Origin of the sequence: Mycolicibacterium arseniciresistens, assembly GCF_030519285.1 — a bacterium.
In the GTDB taxonomy this organism is placed as follows: domain Bacteria; phylum Actinomycetota; class Actinomycetes; order Mycobacteriales; family Mycobacteriaceae; genus Mycobacterium; species Mycobacterium arseniciresistens.
This window is the reverse complement of record NZ_JAUMSQ010000028.1, coordinates 1-24,797: the sequence shown is the minus strand read 5'-3', so window position 1 is coordinate 24,797 and position 24,797 is coordinate 1. Positions and strand designations below refer to the sequence as shown.

Here is a 24,797-nt window from a genome sequence, read left to right as displayed (position 1 = left end):
CGGTCACCGGGCGAGTAGCCAACGGGCACAATCGATGTCACACACGAGTAATTTGGCGAGACCGCCCCGCAGGGCGGCCAGCGTGGCCTGGTGCTTGCCTGCGCCACTGGAGATCAGCAGGGTCTTCTTGCACGCCCGCACGTCCTCCAGCGGAACGGACACTGCCCGGGCCTGCAGTTCGCTGTCGACGGGCCGACCGTCGGCGTCGAAGAACCGTCCGCCGATCTCACCGACGGCGCCCATCGATATCAGCTCGTCGAGCATCCGGGTGTCCAGGAAGCTGCCCTCGAACAGCGTGGTCGAGGTGGAGACGGCACCCACTCCGAACAGCATCGCGTCGGCGCGCCTGCCGGCTTCCAGCGTGCGCGAGATCATCGAGTCACTGCGCATGGACGCCACCGTCGACGGGTCGGCGTACAGCGGAGCGGGTAGCCGGATAGTGTTGGCGCGCAACGTGTCCGCGCAGCGGCTGAGGATGAGCTCGACACCGGTCTGGTAGGCGGCGCTCGACATCGAGCCGTCGAGCTGCACCACGGCACGGCAGGTCGCCATACCGGCGGTCAACGCCGTCGCCACCGCCACCTGCTCGGGCCCCCAGGTGAAGCCGAGCACGTCGTTGGGGGTGAGGCGGCGCATCAGCAGCGCCGCGGCGGCGCGGCCGACACTGGCGTAGGCGGGGGGGCGGCCGGGCGCACCGATGTCCACACCGTGCCCGGCGACCACCACCTCGGTGAGGCCGAACCGCTGCTCGAGTTCGCGCTCCTCCTCGGCGTGCAGGTCGTCACTGAGGTCGGCGGGCACCACCACCTCGATGCGGACCAGGCCGCGGGACTTCGCGCGGGCCACCAGCCGGCCGGCCGTCGGGCGCGAGACGCCGAGGCGTGCTGCGATCTCGGCCTGGGTGAGGCCGTCGAGGTAGTAGAGCGTCGCGGCGCGAAGAGCCAGCCGAAGATCCTCGGGCTGGACGCGATGCGCCGTCGTGGCACGATCCGGCGTCGACACCGTCATTCCTCCACCCCGCTCTCGCGTCTCAACCATGAGCATTTGCTCAGGGGTGCGTCTAGATGCTCATCACGTTAACATGATGGGTGTGACGCAGACAACACTTTCCCCGGACCAGCGGATGCGGGCCGCCGTGCTGGTCGAGCTCGGGACCATCGCGATGCAGGAGCGGCCGGTGCCCACACCGCAGGCCGGTGACGTGCTGGTCCGGGTCGCATCGGTCGGGGTCTGCGGTTCGGACACGCACTACTACCGGCATGGGCGCGTCGGTTCGTTCGTCGTCGAATCGCCGCTGGTGCTGGGCCACGAGGCGTCGGGCACGATCGTCGGCGTCGGCGACGGGGTGGACCCGGCGCGGATCGGTCAGCGCGTGTCGATCGAGCCGCAGCGGCCCGACCCCGACACCGTGGAGACCCGCAGCGGCCACTACAACCTGTGTCCGCACATGCAGTTCTATGCGACGCCGCCCATCGACGGCGCGTTCTGCGACTACGTCACCATCGGCGCCGCCTTCGCGCACGCGGTGCCCGACACCGTGTCCGACGACGCCGCGGCGTTGTGCGAGCCGCTGTCGGTCGGCATCGCCGCGGTGCGCAAGGCCGAGGTGACCGGTGGTTCCCGGGTGCTCATCGCCGGCGCAGGCCCGATCGGCGTCGTCATCTCCCAGATCTGCAGCGCCTACGGCGCCACCGAGATCGTGGTGAGCGATCCCGACGAGGCACGGCGGCGGCAGGTGCTGGGCTTCGGCGCGACCGCGGCGCTCGACCCGACGGCCGGACCGCTCGGCGACCTCGGTGTCGACGCGTTCATCGACGCCTCCGGCGCGCCGTCGGCGGTGACCGCCGGTATCCGTGCGGTGCGGCCGGCAGGCACCGTCGTGCTCGTCGGATCCGGCGCGGAGACGATGGAGCTGCCGACCCAGGTGATCCAGAACCGCGAGCTGATGCTGACCGGGGTGTTCCGCTACGCCAACACCTGGCCGACCGCGATCGCGCTGATCGAGTCCAAGCGCGTCGACCTCGATGCGATGGTGACCGCCCGCTTCCCGCTGGAACGGGCCGCTGAGGCACTGGACGCCGACCGCACGCCGGGTAGCGTCAAGGCAGTGGTGACCGTGTCATGAAGCTCAACGCGTCGACGCTGGCGCAGCTCGAGATCCCCAAGCCCGAGTACGACCGCGCGGCAACGACTGTCGGCATCGTGCACTTCGGCGTCGGCGGATTCCACCGGGCCCACCAGGCGATGTACGTCGACCGCCTGCTCGGCGAGGGCGCCGCCTCCGAGTGGGCGATCTGCGGAGTCGGCATCCTGCCCGGGGATCGCAAGATGGCCGACGTGATGGCCGCCCAGGACGGCCTCTACACGCTGCTGCTCGAGAAGCCCGACGGCACCCGCGAAGCCCGGGTGATGGGCTCGATCGTCGACTACCGCTTCGCGCCCGACGACCCGGAGGGCGTCGTCGAACTGCTCGCCGCACCCACCACCCGCATCATCTCGCTGACCATCACCGAGGGTGGCTACCACCTCGACTCGCTGCCGGAGGTCAACGTGTTCGGCCTCGTCGCCGAAGCGCTGGCGCGGCGACGCGACCGGGGCGTGGCGTCGCCGACCATCGTGTCGTGCGACAACATCGAGGGCAACGGCGACGTCGCCCGCGCGGCGTTCACCGCGTACGCCGACCGCGTGCATCCCGGGCTGTCCGAGTGGATCACCGAACACACCCGATTCCCCAACTCGATGGTCGACCGCATCACCCCCGTCACCACACCGGAGGTGATCGCCACCGTTGCAGACGAATTCGGCGTCGACGACGAATGGCCGGTGGTCGCCGAGCCGTTCACGTCCTGGGTGCTGGAGGATTCGTTCTCCGACGGCAGGCCGCCGTTCGAGGACGCCGGCGTGCTGCTGGTCGACGACGTGACGCCCTACGAACTGATGAAGCTGCGGCTGCTCAACGCCGGCCACCAGGCGCTGTGCTACTTCGCCTACCTGTCCGGCTACCGGCTGGTGCACGACGCCGCGGGCGACCCGCTGATCGCCGAGTTCCTGCGTCAGTACATGGATTCCGAGGGCACCCCGACGCTGAAGCCGGTGCCGGGCATCGACCTGCCCGACTACAAACGGACCCTGATCGAACGCTTCGCCAACCCCGGCGTGCGCGACACCGTCGCCCGGCTGTGCTTCGGGTCGTCGGACCGCATCCCGCAGTGGTTGTTGCCGGTGATCCGGGAGAACCTGAAAAGCGGTGCGCCGGTCCGACTCTCCGCGGCGGTGGTGGCGAGCTGGGCCCGCTACGCCGAGGGCGTCGACGAACAGGGCGAACCGATCGACGTCCAGGATCAGCGCGCCGAGACGTTGATACCGCTGGCCAAGGCGCAGTACGACAACCCGCTGGCGTTCCTCGAATACACCGACCTGTTCGGTGACCTCGCCGAGCAGTCACGCTTCGCCGAGGCCTACACGTGGGCGCTCGAGTCGCTGCACCGCGACGGGGCGCGGGCCACGTTGGAGAGGCTGGTGAGCCCGTCATGACCGAACGCGCGCTGGTGATCGGTGAGGCGCTGATCGACATCGTCGAACGCGACGGCGCCATCGAGGGCGAACACGTCGGCGGCAGCCCGCTCAACGTGGCCGTCGGCCTGGCCCTTCTGGGCCGCGACGTCGACTTCCTCACCCACATCGCCGATGACGACCGCGGCCGCCGCATCGTCGAGCACGTCGAACGCTCGGGAGTCTCCATGGTCGCGGGGAGCATGACCGCGTCGCACACCCCGACCGCGCTGGCCACCCTCGACGCCGACGGCCAGGCGAAGTACGAGTTCGACATCGACTGGCAGCTCTCGGGCACACCGGAGGTGGCGCCGCCGCTCGTCGCGCACACCGGGTCGATCGCCACGGTGCTCGAACCGGGGTGTCGCGCAGCCGTGGCGCTGCTGGACGCCTACCACCTCTCGGCGACGCTCACCTTCGACCCGAACGTGCGGCCCTCGTTGATCGACGACGACGCCACCGCCCGGACTCGCATCGAGCGACTGGTGGAGCGCTGCGACGTCGTCAAGGTCAGCGACGAGGACCTGCAGTGGCTCGAGCCGGATCGCACGCCCAAACAGATCGCCCGTACCTGGCTGGGCCTCGGCCCGTCGGTGGTGGCGGTGACGATGGGTGGCCGCGGCGCCTTCGCGATGTGCGAGGCGGGTACGGCGCGCGTGGCCGCGCGGCCGGTGCAGGTGATCGACACCGTGGGCGCCGGCGATGCATTCATGGCCGGCATGATCGACGCGCTCTGGACGCAGGACCTGCTCGGCGCGGGCCGGCGTCAGGACTTGCGCCGCATCAGCCTCGACGCGCTGCACACCATGTTGCAGACGGCGGCGCTGTCCTCGGCGTTGACCGTCGCCAAGGCCGGCGCCGACCTACCCGACCGCGCGACCCGCGACGCGGCCCTCAACTCGCCTGGGCAGTGAACTCCCCGGCGCGGATCTGAGCCGCCAGCCGGTCGACGAGTTCGCCGGCCGCGTCGAACCCGGCGGCGCTCTCGGTGCGGTGGTGCAGCTTCTCCCGATCGACCTGCACCGGCCAGCGCGAGATCCCGATCGATCTCGCGGCGATGGCGATCGGCAGCACGATCAGCTGCACCAGCATGTCGAGCACCGAGACCGTCACCGTCAGCACCACCGCGAGCACGATGAACAGCAGCTTGCCGATACCGATGACCGCCCAGATGATGATCCCCAGCACCCAGAACAGCACCTTGCCCACGGGATTCGCCGGTTCCTTCGACTCCTCGGCCTCTGCCGGGGTTTCGGGCGTCTCGCCCTCTTTCGACTCGGTGTGCCACAGTTCGCGCAGTGCCATCGCTCGCCGCCACGGTAACCATCGTCGTCGCACCGTCCAGGTGACGCCGTCGGGGTCGACGACGTGGGAGCGTCCCGCCACGAACGCACCTTAAGCCAGGCTCATCGCCTTTCCGTGCTGTTTGCCGCCATACTGGCAACATGCGTTCCATCTGGAAGGGATCGATCGCCTTCGGCCTGGTGAACGTGCCGGTCAAGGTCTACAGCGCGACCGAAGACCACGACATCAAGTTCCACCAGGTCCACGAGAAAGACAACGGCCGCATCCGCTACAAGCGGGTCTGCGAGGTCTGCGGTGAGGTGGTGGAGTTCCGCGACATCGCCAAGGCCTTCGAGTCCGACGACGGCCAGATGGTCATCATCACCGACGAGGACATCGCGACCATGCCCGAGGAGCGCAGCCGCGAGATCGAGGTGCTCGAATTCGTGCCTGCCGCCGACCTCGACCCGCTGATGTACGACCGCAGTTACTTCCTGGAGCCCGAGGGCAAGTCATCGAAATCCTATGTGCTGCTGGCGAAGACACTCGCCGAGACCGACCGCGTCGCCATCGTGCACTTCGCGTTGCGCAACAAGACGCGGCTTGCGGCCCTGCGTGTCAAGGACTTCAGCAAGCGCGACGTGATGGTGATCCACACGCTGCTGTGGCCCGACGAGATCCGTGACCCCGACTTCCCGGTGCTCGACAAGGAGGTCGACATCAAGCCGGCCGAGTTGAAGATGGCCGGCCAGGTGGTCGAGTCGATGACCGACGACTTCAACCCGGACCGCTACCACGACGACTACCAGGAGCAGCTGCGCGAACTGGTGCAGGCCAAGCTCGAGGGCGGCGAGGCGTTCGCGGTCGAGGAGCAGCCGACCGAGCTCGACGAGACCGAGGACGTGTCCGACCTGTTGGCCAGGCTGGAGGCGAGCGTGAAGGCGCGTCGCGGCGGTTCCGACGGGAAAGCCGACGACGACGGCGACGGCGACGGCGACGGCGACAAGCCGGCCAAGAAGGCCCCCGCGAAGAAAGCCGCGGCGAAGAAGGCACCCGCCAAGAAGGCCGCGAAGAAGGCTCCGGCCAAGAAGGCCGCGGCCAAGAAGTAGTCCCCGCGCCCGCGAGTGTCTAACGTGGGCGGAATTCGGGCCGATTCTCCGCCCACGTTTCACACTCGCGCGGGTCACCCGCGCCCCCGCTCGCCCCCGCCGCGCCGAGCGTGCGGTGGTTGCGATTCTCGGCGGGTTTTTTCGCACTGGACGCACGTTCGGCGACGAGCGCTCTCGACGCGTCAACGCTGGAGCAGCTGCGCGAGCGCGGCGTCGAACCGGTCGCCGGAAACAGCCGACGCCGGGTCGAGTTCCGTTTGGATCAAGAGTCCGTAGAACATCGCCAGTGCCAGCGTCGCGGCGTCGTCACCCTCGTCACCGAACCCGAGGAGCCGCGCGATCGCCGGCCGGGTGCGGGTGAACCCGTCGGCGAGTTGGTCGCGAACTACCGTGTCATGGCGCGCCATCGCGACGGCCGCGAAGAAGTTCTGCACCAGCCCGGCGTGGCGCCGTCGGGTCCGCTCGACGATCGCATTGACATCATTCAGCCGCTGGGATCCTTTGGCGGTGCCTAACCCAGACAGGCCTTGCTGCACCTCCTCCAGCCAGCGATCGAGGCCCTCGATCACCGCCGCCGTCACAAGCGCGTCCTTTGAACCGAAGTGATAGCCGATCGACGCCAGATTGGCGCCCGCCTCGTCGGCGACCTCGCGGGCGGTGACGCGATTGAGTGGCAACCGTTCGAGACACCGCATCGCGCCGGCGAGTAGTTGCTCGCGGTTGCTGCGCTGGGGGCTCATCGATCTCCTCCGGTCTTGTCACCAATCTATACAAATGTTTACATTGGTGCATGGCGCTCATCATCGTGTCGGCGATCCTGGCGGCGATACTCGCGGCCTCGGCGGGGATGAAGCTGACGCACCGTCCTGCGGTGGTCGAGAGCTACCGGCGCGCGGGCGTTCCCGAGCGTTGGCTGAACGGACTCGCCGTCCTGCTGTTGATCGCTGCCTGCGCGCTGATCGCCGGACTGTGGTGGCAACCCGCCAGCCTCGCCGCGGGCGGGTTCCTCACGGCGTACTTCGTCGTCGCGACGGCGTTCCACCTCCGCGCCCGCGATACCGGGCGGATCGGCGTGCCCCTGGTTCTCGCCGCGCTCTCGCTCGCCGTCGTGAGCGAGCACCTCTGACCGCGCCGTCTTACTAGAACGTGTTCCAGAAATCGCCCACCAAGCGTCCGCGGCCTTGTTACGGTGTCGCCCGGCGACAGAAGTGGAGACGACGTGATCCTTGACAGATTCCGGCTCGACGACCAGGTGGCGGTGGTGACCGGAGCCGGTCGCGGGCTGGGGGCCGCGATGGCGGTGGCATTCGCGGAAGCCGGTGCGGACGTGGTGATCGCGGCCCGCACGCAGTCTCAACTCGAGGAGGTGGCGGAGCAGATCGCCGCGACCGGCCGACGCGCCCACGTCGTCGTCGCCGACCTCGCCCGCCCCGAGTCCACGGCCGAACTCGCACAGGCGGCGGTCGAGGCCTTCGGCAAACTAGACATCGTCGTCAACAACGTCGGCGGCACCATGCCCAACGCGCTGCTGAGCACCTCCACCAAGGACCTGCGTGACGCGTTCACCTTCAACGTCGCCACCGCCCACGCCCTCACCACGGCCGCCGCCCCGCTGATGCTCGAGCACTCCGGCGGCGGCAGCATCATCAACATCACCTCGACGATGAGCCGGCTGGCCGGCCGTGGCTTCGCCGCGTACGGCACCGCCAAAGCTGCACTCGCGCACTACACCCGCCTGAGCGCTCTGGACCTGTGTCCGCGCATCCGCGTGAACGCGATCGCGCCCGGTTCGATACTCACCTCCGCACTCGACATCGTCGCCTCGAACGACGACCTGCGTCAGCCGATGGAGAAGGCCACCCCGATGCGCAGACTCGGCGATCCGCAGGACATCGCCGCGGCCGCGGTGTATCTCGCGTCGCCGGCGGGCAGCTACCTGACCGGCACGACGCTCGAGGTCGACGGCGGCCTCACCTTCCCGAATCTCGACCTGCCCATCCCCGATCTGTGAGGACACATCCATGACCATCAGAGTCGCGCAGATCGGCACCGGCAACGTCGGCGGCCATGCGCTCACCCAACTGATCACCGACCCGCGGTTCGAGCTGGTCGGCGTGTGGGTGTCGTCGGAGGCCAAGGCGGGCAAGGACGCCGCCGAACTGGTCGGGCTGGCCGACGCCACCGGGGTGCTCACCACGAACGACCTCGACGAGATCCTCGCCGCCAAGCCGGATTGCGCGGTCTACACGGCGATGGCCGACAACCGGCTTCCCGAGGCGCTCGAGGACTACCGGCGCATCCTGTCCGCCGGCGTGAACGTCGTCGGCAGCGGCCCGGTGTTCCTCCAATACCCGTGGCAGGTGCTGCCGCCCGAACTCGTCGACCCGATCGAGACGGCCACCCGCGAGGGCGGCTCGAGCCTGTTCGTCAACGGCATCGATCCCGGATTCGCCAACGATCTGCTCCCCCTTGCGCTGGCCGGCACCTGCCAGAGCATCGAGCAGGTGCGCTGCATGGAGATCATCAACTACGACACCTACGACAGCGCCACGGTGATGTTCGATGTGATGGGCTTCGGGAAGGCGCTCGACGACCTGCCGATGCTGCTGCAGCCCGGGGTGCTCAGCCTGGCGTGGGGGTCGGTCGTCCGGCAGCTCGCTGCGGGTCTCGGCATCGAACTCGACGAGGTCAACGAGACCTATGAGCGCGTGCCCGCGCCGGATGATTTCGACATCGCCTCCGGCCACATCGCGAAGGGCACCGCCGCGGCGTTGCGGTTCGAGGTGCGGGGCATCAAGAACGGTGAGGTGGCCGTCGTGCTCGAGCACGTCACCCGGCTGCGCGACGACCTCTGCCCCGAATGGCCACAGCCGGCACAGGAGGGTGGGTCGTACCGCATCGAGATCACCGGCGAGCCGACGTACGCGCTCGACCTCTGTTTGAGCAGCCCGAACGGCGACCACAATCACGCCGGTCTGGTCGCCACCGCCGCCCGGATCGTGAACGCGATACCCGACGTCGTCGCCGCCGCGCCCGGCATCAGGACGACGCTCGACTTGCCCCTCAGTACCTGGAAAACCGCTGTACGCTGACGGAACCCACTCGGGGATCACCGAAAAAGAAAGAGCGCGCACATGAGGACCACCCTCCGCTATCTCACACCGCTGCTCGCCGCAGGCGGTGCCGCCGTGGCCATCCTGGCTGCACCGGCCGCGGGTGCCGCGCCCGGCCTTCCGCAGTGCGTCAACACCGGTGGCTCAGCGGCTCTGGGCGGCTCGTCGACCCTGTGCGAGTCACCGGGCAACGCACAGCTCAACGCGACGCCGCCCGTCTACGCCTACCCGTGGTCCGACGAGTACTACGGCCCGGCGATGATGATCGGCGGTTGGTAGCAGCACGAACCATGGCCGACCGGCGGCTTGAACGCCGGCGGTCGGGGTATCGGCGTCGAAGCGATGCGGGTGCCCTGGCTTGACGGCCAGGTTTCGGTTAACCTAACTTTTCTATTCGCATTGCCGGATAGAGAAGGGGTTCGTGGGTGCTGCGAGACACCGCCACGCCGCTGAAGCCGGGATTCCTGCTGCTCGGCCCGGCCTTCGTGGCCGCGATCGCCTACGTCGACCCCGGCAACGTCGCCGCCAACGTCAGCGCGGGCGCGCAGTACGGCTTCCTGCTGGTCTGGGTGATCCTGCTCGCCAACGTGATGGCGGGCCTTGTGCAGTACCTGTCCGCGAAGCTCGGACTCGTCACCGGCCGGACGCTGCCCGAGGCGGTCGCGGACAACACCCGCACCCCGACCCGAATCGCGTACTGGCTGCAGGCCGAACTCGTCGCGATGGCCACCGATCTCGCCGAGGTGGTCGGCGGTGCGATCGCCCTGTACCTGTTGTTCGACCTGCCGCTGCTGGTGGGCGGCGTGATCACCGGTGTGGTGTCACTGCTGCTGCTGGCGGTGCAGAACCGCCGCAGTCAGCAGGTTTTCGAACGGGTCATCAGCGGTCTGTTGCTCGTCATCGCGATCGGATTCCTCACCAGCCTTTTCGTCGAGGCACCCGCGGCGAGTGACGTTGTGGGCGGCCTGATTCCACGGTTCGACGGCGCGGAGAGCGTGCTGCTGGCCACCGCGATGCTGGGCGCCACGGTGATGCCGCACGCGGTCTACCTGCACTCCGGTCTGGCCCGCGACCGGCACGGCCGCCCGGACGCCGGCGCGCCGCGCCGCCGGATGCTGCGCATCACCCGTGTGGACGTCGCGCTGGCGATGCTCGTCGCGGGCGCGGTCAACCTCGCCATGCTGCTGGTCGCGGCCACCAACCTGCAGGGCATGGAGAACACCGACTCGATCGAGGGCGCCTATGCCGCCGTGCAGAACTCGCTCGGCCAGACGGTCGCGCTGTTCTTCGCGGTCGGCCTGCTCGCCTCCGGGCTGGCATCGTCGTCGGTCGGCGCCTACGCGGGCGCCATGATCATGCAGGGCCTGCTGCGCCGCTCCTATCCCCTGCTGCTGCGCCGCCTGGTCACCCTGGTCCCGGCGCTCGCCATCCTGGCGATCGGCATCGACCCCAGCCGCGCCCTGGTGGTGTCGCAGGTCGTGCTGTCGTTCGGCATCCCGTTCGCGCTGATCCCGTTGATTCGCCTCACCGCGGACCGGACGCTGATGGGCGACGACGCCAACCACCGGGTGACCACCGCGCTCGGGTGGCTGGTCGCCGTGCTGATCAGCGTGCTCAACGTGGTGCTGATCTACCTGACCGTCCGAGGCTGACCTCAGGGCTTCCTGGCGAGCTGGTAGTGCACATTTGCGGGCATCGACGGGCGTCCCACCTCGGACGGCGGTCGGCGTTCCTCGCGGTAAAATCGTGAATCAGTGCTCATCCACACCACCGTCAGAGGCTGATGCGTCCCGCTCACACCTACTTCGCGTACGGGTCCAACCTGTGCGTGCGGCAGATGGCGCAGCGATGCCCGGGCGCCGTCGACCCGCGGCCGGCGACACTGGCCGACCACGACTGGCTGATCAACGAACGCGGCGTGGCCACGGTCGAACCGTTCGACGGCTCACAGGTGCACGGTGTGCTGTGGCGGCTCACCGACCACGACCTGGCCACGCTCGACAGTGCCGAGGGCGTCCCGGTGCGCTACCGCCGCGACCGGATGACGGTGCACACCGACGACGGGCCGGCCGACGCGTGGGTGTACATCGACCACCGGGTCGAACCGGGCCCGCCGCGGCCCGGCTATCTCGAGCGCATCATCGACGGCGCCGAGCATCACGGTCTGCCGCAGCGCTGGGTCGAATTCCTCCGGCGGTGGGATCCGGCGCACTGGCCGAACCGCTCGAGTACCGCGAGCGGCGAAGGCCCGCAGTCGCTTTCCGAGCTGCTGGCCGATAGCGCCGTCGTCGAGGACAGCACGTTGCGGTCGCGCTTCGGGTTTCTCGCCATCCACGGCGGCGGTCTCGAGCAGATGACCGACGTCATCGCCGAGCGCGCCGCCGACGCCGCGGGCGCGTCGGTGTACGTGGTGCGCCACCCCGACCACTACCCGCACCACCTGCCGTCCGCGCGCTACCTTGCCGCACAGTCCCCGCGCCTCGCCGAGTTCCTCGACCACGTCGAGGTCGCGGTGTCGCTGCACGGATACGGCCGCATCGGCCGCAGCACGCAGTTGCTGGCCGGCGGGCGCAACCGCGCGCTGGCCGACCATCTGGCCGAGCACGTCGAGGTGCCCGGCTATCAGGTCGTCACCGATCTCGACGCGATCCCGCGGGAGCTGCGGGGGCTGCACCCGGACAATCCGGTCAACAGGGTGCGCGCGGGCGGTGCCCAGCTCGAACTGACACCGCGGGTGCGGGGGCTGAGCCCGCGCAGCCCGCTGCCCGGCGACGACGGCCTGTCTCCGGCGACGTCGGCCCTGGTGCAGGGGCTGGTCGCGGCCGCACGGAGCTGGCAGCCACCCGCGCCGTAGCGGCGACGGGGATCACATCACCGCCCGCGGCCATCCGTGCGCGCAGCGACTCCGAATACCGGGTGTGGAAAGTTCATGCATCGCGCAGGCCCCTGCGCTGTACCGGACCCGGGTGACGCATCTGCGCCGTTCACCGGTGCACCACTACTTCGAGAACAGTGGTTACTCCTGGTACGTCGACGTCGACGACCTGCCGCGGCTGCCGCGCTGGCTGCGGCCGTTCGCCCGGTTCGAGGCCGAGGACCATTTCACCGGCGGCCCCAACGAGTCGCTGCGGCACCGCATCGACCGGTTCCTGGCCGAGCGCGACATCGATCTGCGCGGCGGCCGCATCACCGCGCTGCTGCAGGCCCGTGTGCTCGGCTACGTGTACAACCCGCTGTCGCTGTACTGGTGCCACGACGCCGACGGCACCCTGCGTCACGTCATCGCCGAGGTGCACAACACCCACGGTGAGCGGCACGCATACCTACTGCCGCCGTCGGGCGAGCAGCCCGTCATGGTGCGCAAGCGGATCTACGCCTCGGCCTTCAACGGGGTCGACGGCTACTACCTGGTGCGCGCACCGCGGCCGGCCGAGGCCCTCGACGTGTCGATCTCCCTGCACCGTGACCAGCACCCGGCATTCGTGGCCACCCTGCGCGGCACGCGGCGATCCGCGGGCTCGGCCCAGGTGCTGTGGATGCAGCTGACGGCGCCCGCGGCGCCACTGATGGGCCGCTGGAGCATGAAGGTGCAGGGCGCCCTGCTGTGGCTGCGGCGGGTGCCGGTGGTGCCGCGACATGCCGAAGGATGCCCGGTGACGCATGAAACCGATTCGCCCGCAACGCCTCTGATCGCACGCGAGTCCAGATCGCAATTATTATGACGTTGCTGCTGTGTCCGGTTAGGCTACCGCTCGTGACCACCGACCTCGACGATTTGCTGCGTCGGGTCGCACAGCGGGACGCCGACGCGTTCGCCACGTTCTACGACCAGACCCGCTCCCGCGTGTTCGGCATGGTCACCCGAGTGCTGCGCGACCCCGGTTACAGCGAAGAGACCACGCAGGACGTCTACCTGCAGGTCTGGCGGTCGGCCGGTAACTACGACCCGACCGCCGGCTCTCCCCTGGCGTGGCTGCTCACCCTCGCGCACCGCCGCGCCGTCGACCGGGTGCGCTCCGAGCAGGCGGGCTCCGTGCGCGAATCGCGCTACGGCGCGGCAACCGTCGAGCCGCCCGTCGACCACGTCGCCGAGGCCGCGATCAACCATGACGAGCGCCGCCGGGTGACCGCCTGCCTGGACTCGCTCACCGAGGTGCAGCGTGAGGCGATCCAGCTGGCCTACTACGACGGGATGACCTACGTCCAGGTCTCCGAGCGGCTGTCGGCGAATCTGGCCACCATCAAGTCACGGATGCGTGATGCGATCCGCGGACTGCGTCGCTGCCTGGGGGTCGCATGACCGGGCCGGTGGAAGACGACCTGATCGAGCTCGCGACTCCGTATGCGCTGCACGCGATTCCCGAGTCCGACCTCGACGAAATCGAGCGGCGCCTTGCCGACGCCCCGGCAGAGGTGGTGCGCGCCTTCGACGACGAGGTGCGCGCCGTGCGGGAGACCATGGCGATCCTCTCGGCAGGCACGGCGGTCGACCCGCCGGATCAGCTGCGCGACCGCGTGCTCGGCGTCGTCGCCGACGACCCGGTACGCCAACTGCGGCCGAGGCGGTGGCAGAAGGCGGTGCTCGCCGCGGCCGCGGTGCTCGTGGTCGGACTCGGCGCGCTCGGGGTGGGCTACGCACTGCGGCCCGCGCCCACGCCGTCCACCGCCGAGCAGGTGTTCGCCGCCCCGGACGTGCGCACGGTGTCGGGTCCGATCCCGACCGGCGGCACGGCGACGCTGGTGTTCTCGCGGGACCGCAATGCCGGCGTGCTGGTGATGAACAACGTCGCGCCGCCCGAACAGGGCACGGTGTACCAGATGTGGCTGGTCGGGTCGGAGGGCGCGGAGTCGGCGGGCACCATGGACGCCAAGGCCGTGGCCCCGTCCACCACCGCGGTGCTGCCCGATCTCGGGGACTCGAACGCGCTGGCCTTCACGGTCGAACCGGGCTCGGGCTCACAGGCGCCGACCACACCCGTGTTCGCCGAACTGCCGCTGGTCTAACAGCCCGACAGCGTCGCCGTCGCCGCCTCGTCGATGACGTCGGCCACCTCGTGGCGCCGCTGCCACGCGGCCCGCTGGCGCATGGCGCCGTTGCCCTGCTCGGCGATGCGGTCGAGTTCGGCCCGCACCAGCTCCTCGTCGCCGACGGCACGCAGTGCGGGCGTGATCCGGTCGACGAAGGCCCGCAGCAGGTCGACGGCGGGCGCCGGTGAGTGGGCGTCGAACAGGTCGACGGCCTGCCCGTCGAGGCCGTCGCGCGCCGACTTCCAGTACGCCGCGGCCAGGGCGTGCGGGGAGATGCGGGGCAGGCCGGAGCCGCTGCGCTCGTCGTCGAGTGCCGTCATCACCGCACCGCGGGTCAGCGCGGCCAGCAGGACCGTCTCGGCGACGGTGGCGGGCACGTCGGACACCCGCACCTCGACGGTCGGGAAGTTCGCCGACGGCCGGACGTCCCAATAGACCATGCCGTCGTCGAGCATCGCGCCGGCGTTCTGCATCATCTGCACCACCGCGTCGTACTCGTCGACCGACTCGAAGTGTGGGGGCGGGCCGGCGCTGGGCCACCGCGACCACAGCACCTGTCGCCAGCTCGCGTGCCCGCTGTCGGCGTTGCGGTAGATCGCCGAGTTGGCGGTCAGGGCGAGCAGCAGCGGCAGCCACGGCCGCAGCCGGTTGCTCACCCGGACCGCCGCCTCGCGCGTGGGCACCGCGACGTGCACGTGGCAGCCGCAGATGCCCTGTTCGTGGGCGATCATCCCGAAGGTGTCGGCGATCCTGCGGTAGCGCGGCGAGTCGGTGATCGGGAAGTGGTGCGGCACGGTGGGCGGCAGTCCGACGGCGAGCAGCCGGGCGCCCGCGGCGTCGGCGGCGCGTCCGGTGATCCGCCGTAGCCGGGTCAGCTGCTCGTGCAGTTCAGCGGTGCTGCCCGCCACGTCGGTCGCTGTCTCGACCTGGCAGGAGGTCAGCTCGAGCTGGAGGTCGACGCCGTCGGCGGCGGCGAGTTCGGCGACGCGGCGGTTGTGCGGCACCGGTTCGCCCGAGTCCGGGTCGATGAGGAGGAACTCCTCCTCGACGCCCACGGTGGGATGGCTGGACATCGGGCCTGCAGACTCTCTCGAAATATTGATCCGGCCCGCCGGGGTACTCACAACGGGCCGGATCTGGTGGTGGTTCGTAGGGGTCCGCACGCGGTGAGGCGAACCGTGCGGATCATTTGTGCCCACTTCCCGCGAGGGTCAAACATCGAAATCGGGCGACCTCCTACGATCGACTGATGCCGCGGGATCTTCGGTTCGGACTCGGTCTGCACGCCGCCCGTTCACTGACGAAAGTGCAGGACACCGCGCGGCGAGCCGAGGAGCTCGGCTTCGACGTACTGCACGTGCCCGACCATCTGGGCGCCCCTGCTCCGTTCCCTGCGCTGATGGCGGCCGCGGCGGCCACCCGAACGCTGCGGCTGGGGACGTTCGTGCTCAACGCCGGCTTCTACCGGCCCGCGCTGCTGGCCCGCGACGTGGCGGCGCTGCACGACCTCAGCGGCGGGCGGTTCGAGGCCGGCCTGGGCACCGGGTATGTGCGGGAGGAGTTCGAGGCCGCCGAGCTGCCGTACCCGAGCGCGGGCGAACGCGTCGACCACCTGGCGCACGTCACCGGATATCTGCGCGAACACCTGCCGAGCGTGCCGATCCTCATCGCCGGCAACGGCGACCGGGTGCTCACCCTGGCTGCCCGCAGGGCCGACATCATCGGGCTGACCGGTGGTGACCGCCCGGCGTCCGGCGACGAGGACCCGCTCGCCGAGCGGATCGCGTTCGTCCGGGCCGCCGCCGGTGACCGGTTCGCCGAGCTGGAACTCAATCTCGCCGTGACGGCGATGCCGGTCGACGGCTCCGGCATGCCCGACCTGTCGATTCCGCGGCACTTCCTGCCCGGGTTGACCGATGAGCAGCTGCTACGCCATCCCGGCACGCTGGCCGGGTCGACGCGCGACATGGCCGACCGGATCCGCGGCTACCGCGACGACTACGGCGTCTCCTACATCATCGTGCAGGCGCCGCACGCCGACGCGTTCGCGAAGGTGATCGCCGAACTGCGCTAGTACCAGAGGTACAGCCCGCTGAGCACCGCCCACACGGCGACGCAGTAGACCTCGAACACCGTTCGCAGCGCCACCGGTGCACGGCGCAGTTCCATGAAGTCCAGGCCGACGAGCCGCACCTTGACCGCCGCGATGGCGAGCACGACGACGGCGACGGCCGAGCCGGTGCCGTGCTCGGCGCCGACCGCCCACGAGACGACGGTGGCCGCGATCAGCAGCAGCCACGTCACGCCCGCGCGGTTGCGGACCAGCTGCAGCACGGATGGACCCGTCATGACACCAGGTACAGCAGGGCGAACAGGAAGATCCACAGCAGGTCGACCAGATGCCAGAAGCACGCGCCGCCCTCGACGAGCGCCATCGGGTTGCCGCTCAACTCGGGCCTGCGCGTCTGCGTCCACACGAAGGTCAGCGCGAGCAGGCCGAGGCCGACGTGGAACAGGTGCAGGCCGGTGAGGATGAAGTAGTAGAGGTAGAAATCGCCCGCCCCGGCGCCGTGGCCCGCGGAGACCAGCGCGGTGTACTCGTAGACCTTCAGGCCGGCGAACAGGAGGCCGCAGCCGATCGCTGCGGTGACGGCGGAGGTGGCGATCGAGCGGGCGCCGGTGCGGACGGCGCCGAGGGCGACCACCACGCAGAGCGAACTGGTGAGCAGCACCAGCGTGTTGAGCAGCCCGACGCCGATGTGCAGCGTCGCGCGCGCGGCGTCGAAGGCCTCGGGCGTCCGGCCGCGGGCCACCATGAAGGTGACGAAGAAGACGCCGAACACCAGCATGTCGCCGAACAGGAAGACCCAGGTGCCTGCCTCGCCGGGAATGCGGCGGGCGTCGGTGTCCGCGGGCGCGTCGGCCGTGGCGGTCACGGCACGGGCACCGGGGATTCGGCGGCCTGCTGGGCCGAGATCGAGCGCAGCATGACCACGGTGGTCGCCACGATCCAGATCACCAGCACCAGGCCGGGCAGGTAGAAGGCGAACACGCCGTTCCAGGCCAGCGGGCCGTCGTTGAACACCACGACGACACACCCCGGCAGCGACAGGGTGGCCACCCACAGGTTGAGGTAGCCGTACCAGCGCGGGAAGGTCGGCGGGTCGGCCCTGTCGATGAAGGACGCCACCGCCAGCGTGATGTTCTGCACGACGATGGTGCCGACGATGCCGATGAACCACAGCCAGAACAGGTCGTTGAGTGCCCGGGTGATCTCGGGTGGGCGGTCCTCGGGCCGAAATGCGGCCGCCGCCAACATCATCAGCGGGAAGATCAGTGCGGGCACGAAGATGGTCGCGGCGAACACCTGGGTGACCGAGAGCATGCCCCAGCCGCCTTCGGCGCGGCGGATGCGCAGCACCAGTGCGGCGAGGAACGGCAGCGCGAGGACGGCGGTGAGCAGGGCGCCCGCGACGCCGAACCGGATCCACAGCTTGTGGTCGACGAAGAACTGCGCGACGTCCTCGGCCGACGCCGTCGGGGACAGCGGCGGGAAGAGCCGCGCCAGTCCGGAGAAGCAGGTGCCGTACAGCAGGATCATCACTGTTCCCGACCAGGCGCCGACGCGTTGCATCCTCAGCTCCACGTCGGCAGGCTACCGGCCGATGCGAGATGTTTTGACAATTTTGCCGAAACTGCCGCGTGGCGGACGGACGGCGCGGGGGCGGTAAACTCTCACGCGGTCCCCGCCCCCGTAGCTCAGGGGATAGAGCACGGCTCTCCTAAAGCCGGTGTCGCATGTTCGAATCATGCCGGGGGCACTCATCCGGTGATCGATCGTTGTTGGGATCGGTAGCCATGCGAACGGTGTCGGATGGCGGCAACGACGAAGCCGCTGGGGCGACGCCAGAGTGCGAGGATCCGCATCGACATGACGACCCCGACCCGTTTGGCCATCGCGGCGGCGACCGTCGCACTGGCGGCGATCAGCGCGATCCCGGCGACGGCGCACGCCGAGGAGCGCCGGGCGAACTTCACCACGCCGTCGGGAAACATCCGCTGCGTGTTCGACCGAGACAGCGGCGCGAGCCCGTACGTCGTCTGTCAGCTGGAGGACGTCGACTACGTAGTGCCGCCGGGAGTCGCGCACGACGCCGCCGGGAAGCCGTGCCCGTCGAACACCGGCTCCGGCAATGACGTCATGCTCGTGCAGGGCGAACCCGGTTACGTCCGTTGCTCGTTCGCGTCGATCAGCACCGGCGTTCCCGACTGGCCCACGCTGGAATACGGCGACACGATGGTTTTTGGTGCGATCACCTGCGACAGCGAATCGTCGGCGCTCACATGCACCGACACCAGCAGCGGTCACTTCTTCCGGGTGTCGCGGCTGGCCTACGAGGTCGGCTGACATGCCGGCACGGCTGCACGTGACCCTCGCCATCGCCGCGGTGCTGGCTGGACTGTTCGGCACCGGAACGGCCGGGGCGCAATCGGCGTGCGACGCGCTCGCCGGGACACTGGATCCCGATCAGACCTGCCACGTCCACGACACCGGCGCCGGCTATCAGCTCGACCTCGGCTTCCCGGCCGGCTATCCGGATCAGCAGGCATTGACCGACTACCTGGTTCCCCTTCGCGACGACTTCGTCGAGTTCGCCCAGTCGCCGCGTAACGACCGGTCCTACACGCTGACCGCCACGCCAACGACCTACCGGGCCGGCGGGACCGAAGCGGTGGTGATCCAGCTCAGTCAGGATGCCGACCCGCACCCGGTGAGCTGGTACAGGGCGTTCAACTACGACCTCGTCAGACACGCGCCGATCACGCTCGACACTCTGTTCACCCCGGGCACACGACCGGTGGACGTGGCCTTTCCCGCGGTGCGGCGCGAACTGGAGAAGCGTTGGCAGCCAGAGGTACTGGCCGACATGCTGGGCGACGTCGACGACGACACCTTCTCGGAGTTCGCGCTCACCGACGACGCGGTGATCTTCTTCTTCGGTCAGGGCCGACTGCTCGGCCATCCGGAGGGGCCACTCGAGGTCTCGGTGCCGCGGGCAGAACTCGCGCCCTGGCTGGCCCGAGCGCTTCGTTGACTTTGCGCTCAGCGCGCGATCCTCTCGCAGATCGACGCCCTGAGCGCAAAGTCAACGAGAGGGTCAGCGTGCCGGCGCGGACAGCGACGCCTTGGCGCCGCGAGTCATCTCGTCGCCCAGGATCTCGTTGTCGCCGGCGAGCACACCGTCGAGGGCCAGCTTGGCGATCACACCCGGGTCGCTCTTCTGGTCGGCCGGGATGTAGCTCACCATGTCGGTGTCCATGTAGCCCACGTGCAGTGCGGCGACGTGAATACCCCTCGGAGCGAGCTCCGTTCGCACCGCGTCGGTCATCGCCCACGCGGCGGCCTTCGCGGAGGAATAGGCGCCGCTGGTCGGCGGGTGCAGCCAGGACAGCACCGACAGCACGTTGAGGATCGCTCCCCCGCCGTTGCGTTCGACGACCGGGGCGAAGGCGCGGATCACCTGCAGGGTGCCGAAGTAGTGAGTCTCCATCTCCAGGCGGATGTCCTCGATCGACCCGTCGAGCACGGACGCGCGCGTGGACACACCGGCGTTGTTCACCAACAGGTTCACGTCGGTGGCGAATTCCGCGGCACGGCGGATCGATTCGGGATCGGTGATGTCGAGCTGCACGGGTACGACGCCCGGCAGGTCAACGGTGTCGGGGTTGCGCGCTCCCGCGTAGACCTTCGCGCCGCGGGCGACGAGCTCGGCGGCGAACCGCCGGCCGAGTCCACGGTTGGCGCCCGTCACCAGTGCGACGATGTTCTCGGTGTTCATGATGTGCCTCCATCTGGTCTGGCATGTGGCTGTGGGATGTTCACGGCTGTCAGTGACAAGCCGCGCGGCGGCCGGATCCATCCGGGAACCGCCGAAGATTGCAGCTAGCGGGAACCGGCGCCGCCGGTCAGCGACCGGGCAGGCGCTCGGTGATCTCCTGCAGCACCCAGCCGTTGCCGTCCGGGTCCTGGAACGACGCGAACGAGCTGTAGCTGCGGCGCTCCGGATCCGCACCCGGCACCCGCCCGGTCCCACCGGCCTGATTGAAGACACCGGTGGCGTCGTGGAAGACCTCGCTCACCTTGGCGCCGCGCGCCACCAGCTCGGCGCGGGCGGCCTCGACGTCGGTGACGACCAGGTACAGACCCTGAGTGGAACCCGGCGCCGCCGTGCTGACGCCGGTGCCGAAGATGACCGACGTGGGCGACCCGGGCGGGGTCACCTGCACCACCCGATATCCCTCCGTCACAGGGAAATCCGCGTCCAACCGCCAGCCGAGCTTCTGGTAGAAGTCTCTCGCCCGGTCCACGTCGGACACCGGTAATACGACGACTTCGAGTTTCATGTCCATGACGGCTCCCTTGTCCTGGTTCGAGCCGTGGCGCAGATGTCGCGGTTCGGACGTCTGTCCGGTGATTCTGTCACCGGGATGCAGGCATGAACGTCGAATGATTGGCGACGCATTCCCGGCCGGCGTCCGCCGTCGTAATCTCACCCTGCACCACTCATCCGAACGGGAGCGACACATGACCGGTCCAGCACAGGCCGAACAGATCTCCGTGAGCAGACGATCGCCGGCCTACTGGCGGGTGACGTTCGACAACCCGCCCCTGAACATCTTCGGCCCGGAGACGCTGCCACAGCTCGACGCCGTCGTCACCGCGCTGGAGGACGACGACGACGTGAAGGTGGTGGTCTTCGACAGTGCCGTCGACGGGTTCTTCCTGACCCACTACAACTTCCTCGCCGACCTCGAGGAGTCGACCAGCTACCCCGCGGGAAGTACCGGGCTGCAGGCACTTCCGGACATGCTCGCCCGGCTGAGCCGCGCGCCGGTGGTGTCCATCGCCGCCATCCGCGGTCGCGCCACCGGGGTGGGCAGTGAGCTCGCGCTGGCCAGCGACATGCGCTTCGCCAGCCGCGAGAAGGCGATCCTGTCGCAGTGGGAGGTGGGCGCCGGGCTGGTCCCCGGTGGCGGGCCGATGGCGCGGTTGCCCCGGCTGATCGGCCGCGGACGAGCGCTGGAGGTGCTGCTGGGCGCCGACGACATCGACGGCGACCTCGCGCAGTTGTACGGCTACGTCAACCGCTGCATGCCCGACGCCGAACTCGACGCGTTCGTCGACGCGTTGGCCACCCGGATCGCGTCGTTCGACAAGCAGGCGATCGCCGAGACCAAGCACCTGGTGAACATCAACAGCCTGCCTCCCGACGACGAGATCGCCCCCGAGTGGGACGCCTTCGTCGCCGCTCTCGGCCGTCCCGCAGCGCAGGCCCGGATACAAAAGCTGTTCGAGCGCGGCTTCCACCAACCCGGTGACGTCGAGACCCGCCTCGGCCACCACGTCGGCCGACTCGGCGACGACGACTAGGGCGACCCGGTGAACACCTCCCCCATCGGCGCCGCACGCCACACCTTCGCCGTCGGTGTCGTCGGCGGCCCCACCGTCGTCATCGACTACGGCCTAACGCGATTCGTCACCGACCCGACCTTCGACGACCCGCGCGACTACGGCGCCATGGCCAAGCTGACCCCGCCCTCGGTGCCCGCCGCCGACCTCGGTCCCGTTGACGCCGTGCTGCTCAGCCATGACGACCACAACGACAACCTCGACATCGCCGGCCGGGAGTGAGCCACCACCGCCGTGCCCACCATCGTGACCGGGCCCGGCGCCGCCGCCCGCCTCGGAGCGCGTGCACTCGGTCTGGTGACATGGGACACCACCGAACTCGCGCGCGCCGACGGCGACGGGGTCATCACCGTCACCGCCGTGCCTGCCGTGCACGGCCCGCTGGACGGGACGCGGGACGCCTCCGGGCACGTCAACGCCGAAGTCACCGGCTTCGTCCTGCGGGCGACCGGACTGCCGACGGTGTACGTCAGCGGTGACAACGCCTCCCTGGCGCCCGTCGTCCAGATCGCACGGCGATTCGGCGACATCGACGTCGCCGTGCTGTTCGCCGGGGCGTCGCGGCTGCCCACCAAGAACCAGGGCCGACCGCTGACCCTCACCGGTCCGCGGGCAGCGGATGTCGCTGCGGCGCTTGCTGTCCCGCGTGTCGTGATCGCCCACATCGCCGGGTGGTCGATCTACAGCGAGACCATCACCGACGTGCGGACGGCGTTCGACGAGGCGGGCATCGCCGACCGACTGGTGCCCGGGGACGCCGGGTCCTGGTCGCTGCTCGACGGTCCGGCGGGTTAGACGGGGGCCGGCCGGCCGCGCGTCCCCCACCATTCGCCTGTGCCCCCTGTCGCGGGGCCGCCGGTGGCCAGCGCCGCGATCACCGCGTTGACGGCGGCTCGTGATTCGTCGCTGCGCGAGACCAGCCACCACGGCCAGTACGGCTGCGGGCGCACCACCGGCCTGCGCACCAGATCCGGCGGCAGCGAGCCGGTGCGATCCTTGGGCGAGTTCAGCACCGGCCGCCGGAGCCGCCGCACGTGCTCGAAGAACGCCGTCCCGGTGATGCCGCCGTCGTCGATGCGGACCGCCTTCGCGCCGGAGTCGCGGGCGAAGCACTCGGCGTAACGGTTCCAGGACGACCAGCTCGCCGCGTCCGCGTCGAGCAGCACCACGATGTCGCGGGCGTCGACCTCCGACGAGTCGGTGCCGGGAGCCACCGCGTACAGCCGGTCGGCCCCGATGATGTCGGCGCGCAGGCCGAGCGCGGCCAGATCGTCCTCGTCGACCCAGCAGATCGCGAGGTCGATGGCCCGCTCGGCGACGCGCGCGGCCTGCGCGTGCGACGGCATCACCCAGGTGTCGACGTGCAGCTGCGCGACGGCGGCGGTGCGTTCGACGAGATCGGCGGGCCGCCAGCTCACGTAGCCGAGCCGGACCGGCTCGGTGTCGGCCAGTTGCACGGCGGCGTGCCGGAGTTCGTCGGCGCGCGCCAGCAGATCGCGCACCTTGGGCAGCAGTTCGGCACCCGTCGCCGTCAGCGTGACCGAGCGGCGGTCCCGATCGAACAGCTGGACGTGCAGGTCCCGTTCGAGGGCCTTGATCTGCTGGGACAGCGACGGCCCGGCGATGCGGAGGCGCTGCGCGGCGCGGCCGAAGTTCAGCTCCTCGGCGACGGCGACGAAGTAGCGCAGTTGACGCAGCTCCACCGGCCGATTCTAAGTGGTGGGAGTCTGCGCCTCCCAGCAACGAGGAAACCGGTCGTATGCAGCCGGACGCCCGGGCGCCCAGAATCGGTTCCACGGAGCGACATCCGAACGGAAGGAACTCCCATGACCCAGCAGAACGACGACACGAAGGTCGCCATCATCACCGGCGCGTCGCGCGGCATCGGCGCCGCCCTGGTCCCCGCATACCGCAAGCTCGGCTACGCCGTCGTCGCGACGGCGCGGTCATTCACCGAGGTCGACATCGACCCCGAAGTGCTCACCGTCGCCGCAGACATCGCCGCCCCGGGCGCGGGCGCCCACGTGGTCGACGCGGCGCTGCACCGCTTCGGCCGGGTCGACACCGTGGTCAACAACGCCGGGATCTTCGTCGCCAAACCGTTCACCGAATACACCGACGAGGACTTCGACGCCGTCACCGGTGTGAATCTGCGCGGCTTCTTCGAGGTGTCGCGCAGCGCCGTCGCGGCCATGCGGGACCAGGGCGACGGCGGCCACCTGGTCAACGTGTCGACGAGCCTCGTCGACCACGCCAACTCGGCGGTCCCCTCCGCATTGGCGTCGCTGACCAAGGGCGGGCTCAACGCGGTGACGAAGTCGCTCGCCGTCGAGTACGCGGCGCGCGGCATCCGCGTCAACGCCGTCGCTCTCGGGATCATCCGCACGCCGATGCATCCGCCGGAGACGCACGCCGACCTCGCCCGCCTGCATCCGGTCGGCAGATTGGGCGACATCGACGACGTCGTCGACGCCATCCGCTATCTGGAGCAGGCGCCGTTCGTCACCGGCGAGGTGCTGCACGTCGACGGTGGCCAGAGCGCCGGGCATTGATGATGGACTATCTGTCGATGACGCGCGCGGTTCCGACAACCCCTGCCACGGAGGAGTACCGATGAACGCACTGACGAACCTCGGCGTGCGCCTGCCGGTGACCGCCGCGCCGATGGCGGGCGGCGCCACCACCACCGCCATGGTGATCGCCGCGTCGCGGGCCGGCAGCCTCGGACTGCTGGCCGCGGGTTACAAGACGCCCGAAGCTCTGGGCAACGAGATCGCCGCCGTGCGGCAGGCGTCGGTCCCGTTCGGCGTCAACGTCTTCGCGCCGAACCCGGTGCCGATCGACGAGGCGGCCTACCGCCGCTACGCGGCCGCGGTGCAGCGCGAGGCGGACCGGTTCGGGCTGACGCTGCCCGCCGACCCGGTCGACGACGACGACGCGTTCGGCGCGAAGGTAGACATCCTGCTCTCCGATCCGGTGCCCGTCGTCAGCTTCACCTTCGGCCTGCCGGGCGGCGACGTGATCCGTGCGCTCCAGAAGGCGGGCACGGCCGTGGTGCAGACCGTGACGTCGCTCGAGGAAGCCGAGGCGGCCGCGGCGGCCGGGGTCGACATGCTCGCCGTCCAGGCCGCCGTCGCCGGCGGCCACTCCGGGACGTTCACCCCCGATCGGATGCCGTCGCCGCTGCCCATCGGCGAGCTGGTGGCACAGGTGAGCGGCGCCGTGGGCCTCCCGGTGATC

At 69.7% G+C, this 24,797-nt stretch carries 31 protein-coding genes and 1 tRNA gene; 22 read left to right on the top strand and 10 right to left on the bottom strand.

From position 1 onward, the window contains the following. Nucleotides 1-3: 3 nt before the first annotated feature. Entirely contained in the window at nucleotides 4-1,008 is a 1,005-nt protein-coding gene (locus Q2100_RS06850; RefSeq protein ID WP_302913381.1) for a sugar-binding transcriptional regulator, read from the bottom strand. Nucleotides 1,009-1,123: 115 nt separating this feature from the next. Between Q2100_RS06850 and Q2100_RS06845 the strand changes: the two genes are divergently transcribed. From Q2100_RS06845 to Q2100_RS06835, 3 genes are read left to right on the top strand one after another with little or no spacing between them, the layout of a single operon-like run. After that, nucleotides 1,124-2,125, top strand: a complete 1,002-nt coding sequence (locus tag Q2100_RS06845; RefSeq protein ID WP_302913410.1) for an NAD(P)-dependent alcohol dehydrogenase — start codon at nucleotides 1,124-1,126, stop codon at nucleotides 2,123-2,125. Next, the gene (locus Q2100_RS06840; protein ID WP_302913380.1) at nucleotides 2,122-3,534 is read left to right on the top strand and encodes a mannitol dehydrogenase family protein; all 1,413 of its coding nucleotides are present in this window, start codon (nucleotides 2,122-2,124) and stop codon (nucleotides 3,532-3,534) included. Before Q2100_RS06845 ends, Q2100_RS06840 begins: the two co-directional genes overlap by 4 nt. Continuing rightward, nucleotides 3,531-4,466 (top strand): carbohydrate kinase family protein, encoded by a 936-nt coding sequence (locus Q2100_RS06835; RefSeq protein ID WP_302913379.1) that lies wholly within the window; start codon nucleotides 3,531-3,533, stop codon nucleotides 4,464-4,466. Before Q2100_RS06840 ends, Q2100_RS06835 begins: the two co-directional genes overlap by 4 nt. Here Q2100_RS06835 and Q2100_RS06830 read toward each other — a convergent pair. Further along, on the bottom strand, nucleotides 4,447-4,938 hold the full coding sequence (locus tag Q2100_RS06830) for a hypothetical protein (RefSeq protein ID WP_302913378.1): 492 nt from the start codon (nucleotides 4,936-4,938) through the stop codon (nucleotides 4,447-4,449). The two genes, Q2100_RS06835 and Q2100_RS06830, sit on opposite strands and share 20 nt — an antisense overlap. Before the next feature lie 59 nt (nucleotides 4,939-4,997). Here Q2100_RS06830 and ku point away from each other — a divergent pair, with 59 nt between their 5' ends. After that, complete coding sequence (ku, locus tag Q2100_RS06825) at nucleotides 4,998-5,945, top strand: non-homologous end joining protein Ku (protein ID WP_302913377.1); 948 nt, start codon at nucleotides 4,998-5,000, stop codon at nucleotides 5,943-5,945. A 182-nt stretch (nucleotides 5,946-6,127) separates the two neighbouring features. On the opposite strand, the gene Q2100_RS06820 is transcribed toward ku, so the two are convergent. Continuing rightward, the gene (locus tag Q2100_RS06820) at nucleotides 6,128-6,685 is read right to left on the bottom strand and encodes a TetR/AcrR family transcriptional regulator (protein ID WP_302913376.1); all 558 of its coding nucleotides are present in this window, start codon (nucleotides 6,683-6,685) and stop codon (nucleotides 6,128-6,130) included. Between the two features lie 50 nt (nucleotides 6,686-6,735). Between Q2100_RS06820 and Q2100_RS06815 the strand changes: the two genes are divergently transcribed. The 9 genes from Q2100_RS06815 (at nucleotide 6,736) to Q2100_RS06775 (ending at nucleotide 14,062) form a co-directional block, all read left to right on the top strand. Next, nucleotides 6,736-7,071 carry a DoxX family protein gene (locus Q2100_RS06815; protein ID WP_302913375.1) on the top strand — a complete coding sequence of 112 codons (336 nt, stop codon included), beginning with the start codon at nucleotides 6,736-6,738 and terminating at the stop codon, nucleotides 7,069-7,071. A gap of 93 nt (nucleotides 7,072-7,164) precedes the next feature. Further along, complete coding sequence (locus Q2100_RS06810; RefSeq protein ID WP_269892662.1) at nucleotides 7,165-7,956, top strand: SDR family oxidoreductase; 792 nt, start codon at nucleotides 7,165-7,167, stop codon at nucleotides 7,954-7,956. A 10-nt stretch (nucleotides 7,957-7,966) separates the two neighbouring features. Beyond that, nucleotides 7,967-9,037, top strand: a complete 1,071-nt coding sequence (locus Q2100_RS06805; RefSeq protein WP_302913374.1) for an NAD(P)H-dependent amine dehydrogenase family protein — start codon at nucleotides 7,967-7,969, stop codon at nucleotides 9,035-9,037. Nucleotides 9,038-9,079: 42 nt separating this feature from the next. Beyond that, entirely contained in the window at nucleotides 9,080-9,337 is a 258-nt protein-coding gene (locus tag Q2100_RS06800) for a hypothetical protein (RefSeq protein ID WP_264010760.1), read from the top strand. Between the two features lie 146 nt (nucleotides 9,338-9,483). Further along, nucleotides 9,484-10,710 (top strand): Nramp family divalent metal transporter, encoded by a 1,227-nt coding sequence (locus Q2100_RS06795; RefSeq protein WP_302913373.1) that lies wholly within the window; start codon nucleotides 9,484-9,486, stop codon nucleotides 10,708-10,710. Between the two features lie 131 nt (nucleotides 10,711-10,841). Beyond that, on the top strand, nucleotides 10,842-11,912 hold the full coding sequence (locus Q2100_RS06790) for a poly-gamma-glutamate hydrolase family protein (protein ID WP_302913372.1): 1,071 nt from the start codon (nucleotides 10,842-10,844) through the stop codon (nucleotides 11,910-11,912). A gap of 64 nt (nucleotides 11,913-11,976) precedes the next feature. Continuing rightward, nucleotides 11,977-12,780 (top strand): DUF1365 domain-containing protein, encoded by an 804-nt coding sequence (locus Q2100_RS06785; protein WP_302913371.1) that lies wholly within the window; start codon nucleotides 11,977-11,979, stop codon nucleotides 12,778-12,780. Continuing rightward, nucleotides 12,777-13,358 (top strand): sigma-70 family RNA polymerase sigma factor, encoded by a 582-nt coding sequence (locus Q2100_RS06780; RefSeq protein ID WP_302913370.1) that lies wholly within the window; start codon nucleotides 12,777-12,779, stop codon nucleotides 13,356-13,358. The genes Q2100_RS06785 and Q2100_RS06780 overlap by 4 nt, the downstream gene beginning before the upstream one ends. Beyond that, nucleotides 13,355-14,062: an anti-sigma factor gene (locus tag Q2100_RS06775; protein ID WP_302913369.1), complete on the top strand. Its 708-nt coding sequence runs from the start codon at nucleotides 13,355-13,357 to the stop codon at nucleotides 14,060-14,062. The genes Q2100_RS06780 and Q2100_RS06775 overlap by 4 nt, the downstream gene beginning before the upstream one ends. Here Q2100_RS06775 and Q2100_RS06770 read toward each other — a convergent pair. Next, the gene (locus Q2100_RS06770) at nucleotides 14,059-15,159 is read right to left on the bottom strand and encodes a glutamate--cysteine ligase 2 (RefSeq protein ID WP_302913368.1); all 1,101 of its coding nucleotides are present in this window, start codon (nucleotides 15,157-15,159) and stop codon (nucleotides 14,059-14,061) included. The genes Q2100_RS06775 and Q2100_RS06770 overlap by 4 nt on opposite strands. Nucleotides 15,160-15,335: 176 nt before the next feature. On the opposite strand from Q2100_RS06770, the gene Q2100_RS06765 reads away from it, so the two are divergent. Beyond that, on the top strand, nucleotides 15,336-16,160 hold the full coding sequence (locus tag Q2100_RS06765) for an LLM class F420-dependent oxidoreductase (RefSeq protein WP_264010766.1): 825 nt from the start codon (nucleotides 15,336-15,338) through the stop codon (nucleotides 16,158-16,160). Here Q2100_RS06765 and Q2100_RS06760 read toward each other — a convergent pair. The 3 genes from Q2100_RS06760 to Q2100_RS06750 are packed head-to-tail and all read right to left on the bottom strand — an operon-like array spanning nucleotide 16,157 to nucleotide 17,732. After that, a complete protein-coding gene (locus tag Q2100_RS06760; protein WP_269892672.1) occupies nucleotides 16,157-16,435 on the bottom strand; it encodes a cytochrome C oxidase subunit IV family protein in 279 nt (92 codons plus the stop codon). The two genes, Q2100_RS06765 and Q2100_RS06760, sit on opposite strands and share 4 nt — an antisense overlap. Then, complete coding sequence (locus Q2100_RS06755; protein WP_302913367.1) at nucleotides 16,432-17,022, bottom strand: cytochrome c oxidase subunit 3; 591 nt, start codon at nucleotides 17,020-17,022, stop codon at nucleotides 16,432-16,434. The genes Q2100_RS06760 and Q2100_RS06755 overlap by 4 nt, the downstream gene beginning before the upstream one ends. Then, the gene (locus Q2100_RS06750; RefSeq protein WP_302913366.1) at nucleotides 17,019-17,732 is read right to left on the bottom strand and encodes a hypothetical protein; all 714 of its coding nucleotides are present in this window, start codon (nucleotides 17,730-17,732) and stop codon (nucleotides 17,019-17,021) included. The genes Q2100_RS06755 and Q2100_RS06750 overlap by 4 nt, the downstream gene beginning before the upstream one ends. A gap of 102 nt (nucleotides 17,733-17,834) precedes the next feature. Here Q2100_RS06750 and Q2100_RS06745 point away from each other — a divergent pair. The 3 genes from Q2100_RS06745 to Q2100_RS06735 all read left to right on the top strand — a co-directional run bounded on the left by Q2100_RS06745 (nucleotide 17,835) and on the right by Q2100_RS06735 (nucleotide 19,182). After that, nucleotides 17,835-17,907, top strand: a tRNA-Arg gene (locus Q2100_RS06745). Between the two features lie 110 nt (nucleotides 17,908-18,017). Then, nucleotides 18,018-18,494 carry a hypothetical protein gene (locus Q2100_RS06740; protein ID WP_302913365.1) on the top strand — a complete coding sequence of 159 codons (477 nt, stop codon included), beginning with the start codon at nucleotides 18,018-18,020 and terminating at the stop codon, nucleotides 18,492-18,494. Nucleotide 18,495: 1 nt separating this feature from the next. Further along, complete coding sequence (locus tag Q2100_RS06735) at nucleotides 18,496-19,182, top strand: esterase (protein WP_302913364.1); 687 nt, start codon at nucleotides 18,496-18,498, stop codon at nucleotides 19,180-19,182. 63 nt (nucleotides 19,183-19,245) lie between these two features. Here Q2100_RS06735 and Q2100_RS06730 read toward each other — a convergent pair whose 3' ends face one another. Further along, a complete protein-coding gene (locus Q2100_RS06730) occupies nucleotides 19,246-19,926 on the bottom strand; it encodes an SDR family oxidoreductase (RefSeq protein ID WP_302913363.1) in 681 nt (226 codons plus the stop codon). A 127-nt stretch (nucleotides 19,927-20,053) separates the two neighbouring features. After that, on the bottom strand, nucleotides 20,054-20,497 hold the full coding sequence (locus Q2100_RS06725; protein WP_302913362.1) for a VOC family protein: 444 nt from the start codon (nucleotides 20,495-20,497) through the stop codon (nucleotides 20,054-20,056). A 175-nt stretch (nucleotides 20,498-20,672) separates the two neighbouring features. On the opposite strand from Q2100_RS06725, the gene Q2100_RS06720 reads away from it, so the two are divergent. From Q2100_RS06720 to Q2100_RS06715, 3 genes are read left to right on the top strand one after another with little or no spacing between them, the layout of a single operon-like run. Then, on the top strand, nucleotides 20,673-21,518 hold the full coding sequence (locus Q2100_RS06720) for an enoyl-CoA hydratase/isomerase family protein (protein ID WP_264010772.1): 846 nt from the start codon (nucleotides 20,673-20,675) through the stop codon (nucleotides 21,516-21,518). 9 nt (nucleotides 21,519-21,527) lie between these two features. Further along, nucleotides 21,528-21,779 (top strand): MBL fold metallo-hydrolase, encoded by a 252-nt coding sequence (locus Q2100_RS31760; protein ID WP_328518113.1) that lies wholly within the window; start codon nucleotides 21,528-21,530, stop codon nucleotides 21,777-21,779. 12 nt (nucleotides 21,780-21,791) lie between these two features. Continuing rightward, nucleotides 21,792-22,352 (top strand): MBL fold metallo-hydrolase, encoded by a 561-nt coding sequence (locus Q2100_RS06715; protein WP_328518112.1) that lies wholly within the window; start codon nucleotides 21,792-21,794, stop codon nucleotides 22,350-22,352. Here Q2100_RS06715 and Q2100_RS06710 read toward each other — a convergent pair. Next, nucleotides 22,349-23,260: a LysR family transcriptional regulator gene (locus Q2100_RS06710; protein WP_302913361.1), complete on the bottom strand. Its 912-nt coding sequence runs from the start codon at nucleotides 23,258-23,260 to the stop codon at nucleotides 22,349-22,351. The genes Q2100_RS06715 and Q2100_RS06710 overlap by 4 nt on opposite strands. 123 nt (nucleotides 23,261-23,383) lie before the next feature. Here Q2100_RS06710 and Q2100_RS06705 point away from each other — a divergent pair, with 123 nt between their 5' ends. Further along, nucleotides 23,384-24,109 carry an SDR family NAD(P)-dependent oxidoreductase gene (locus Q2100_RS06705; RefSeq protein ID WP_302913360.1) on the top strand — a complete coding sequence of 242 codons (726 nt, stop codon included), beginning with the start codon at nucleotides 23,384-23,386 and terminating at the stop codon, nucleotides 24,107-24,109. A gap of 61 nt (nucleotides 24,110-24,170) precedes the next feature. After that, nucleotides 24,171-24,797, top strand: a 627-nt coding sequence (locus tag Q2100_RS06700) for an NAD(P)H-dependent flavin oxidoreductase (RefSeq protein WP_302913359.1), incomplete at its 3' end; no start/stop codon positions are given.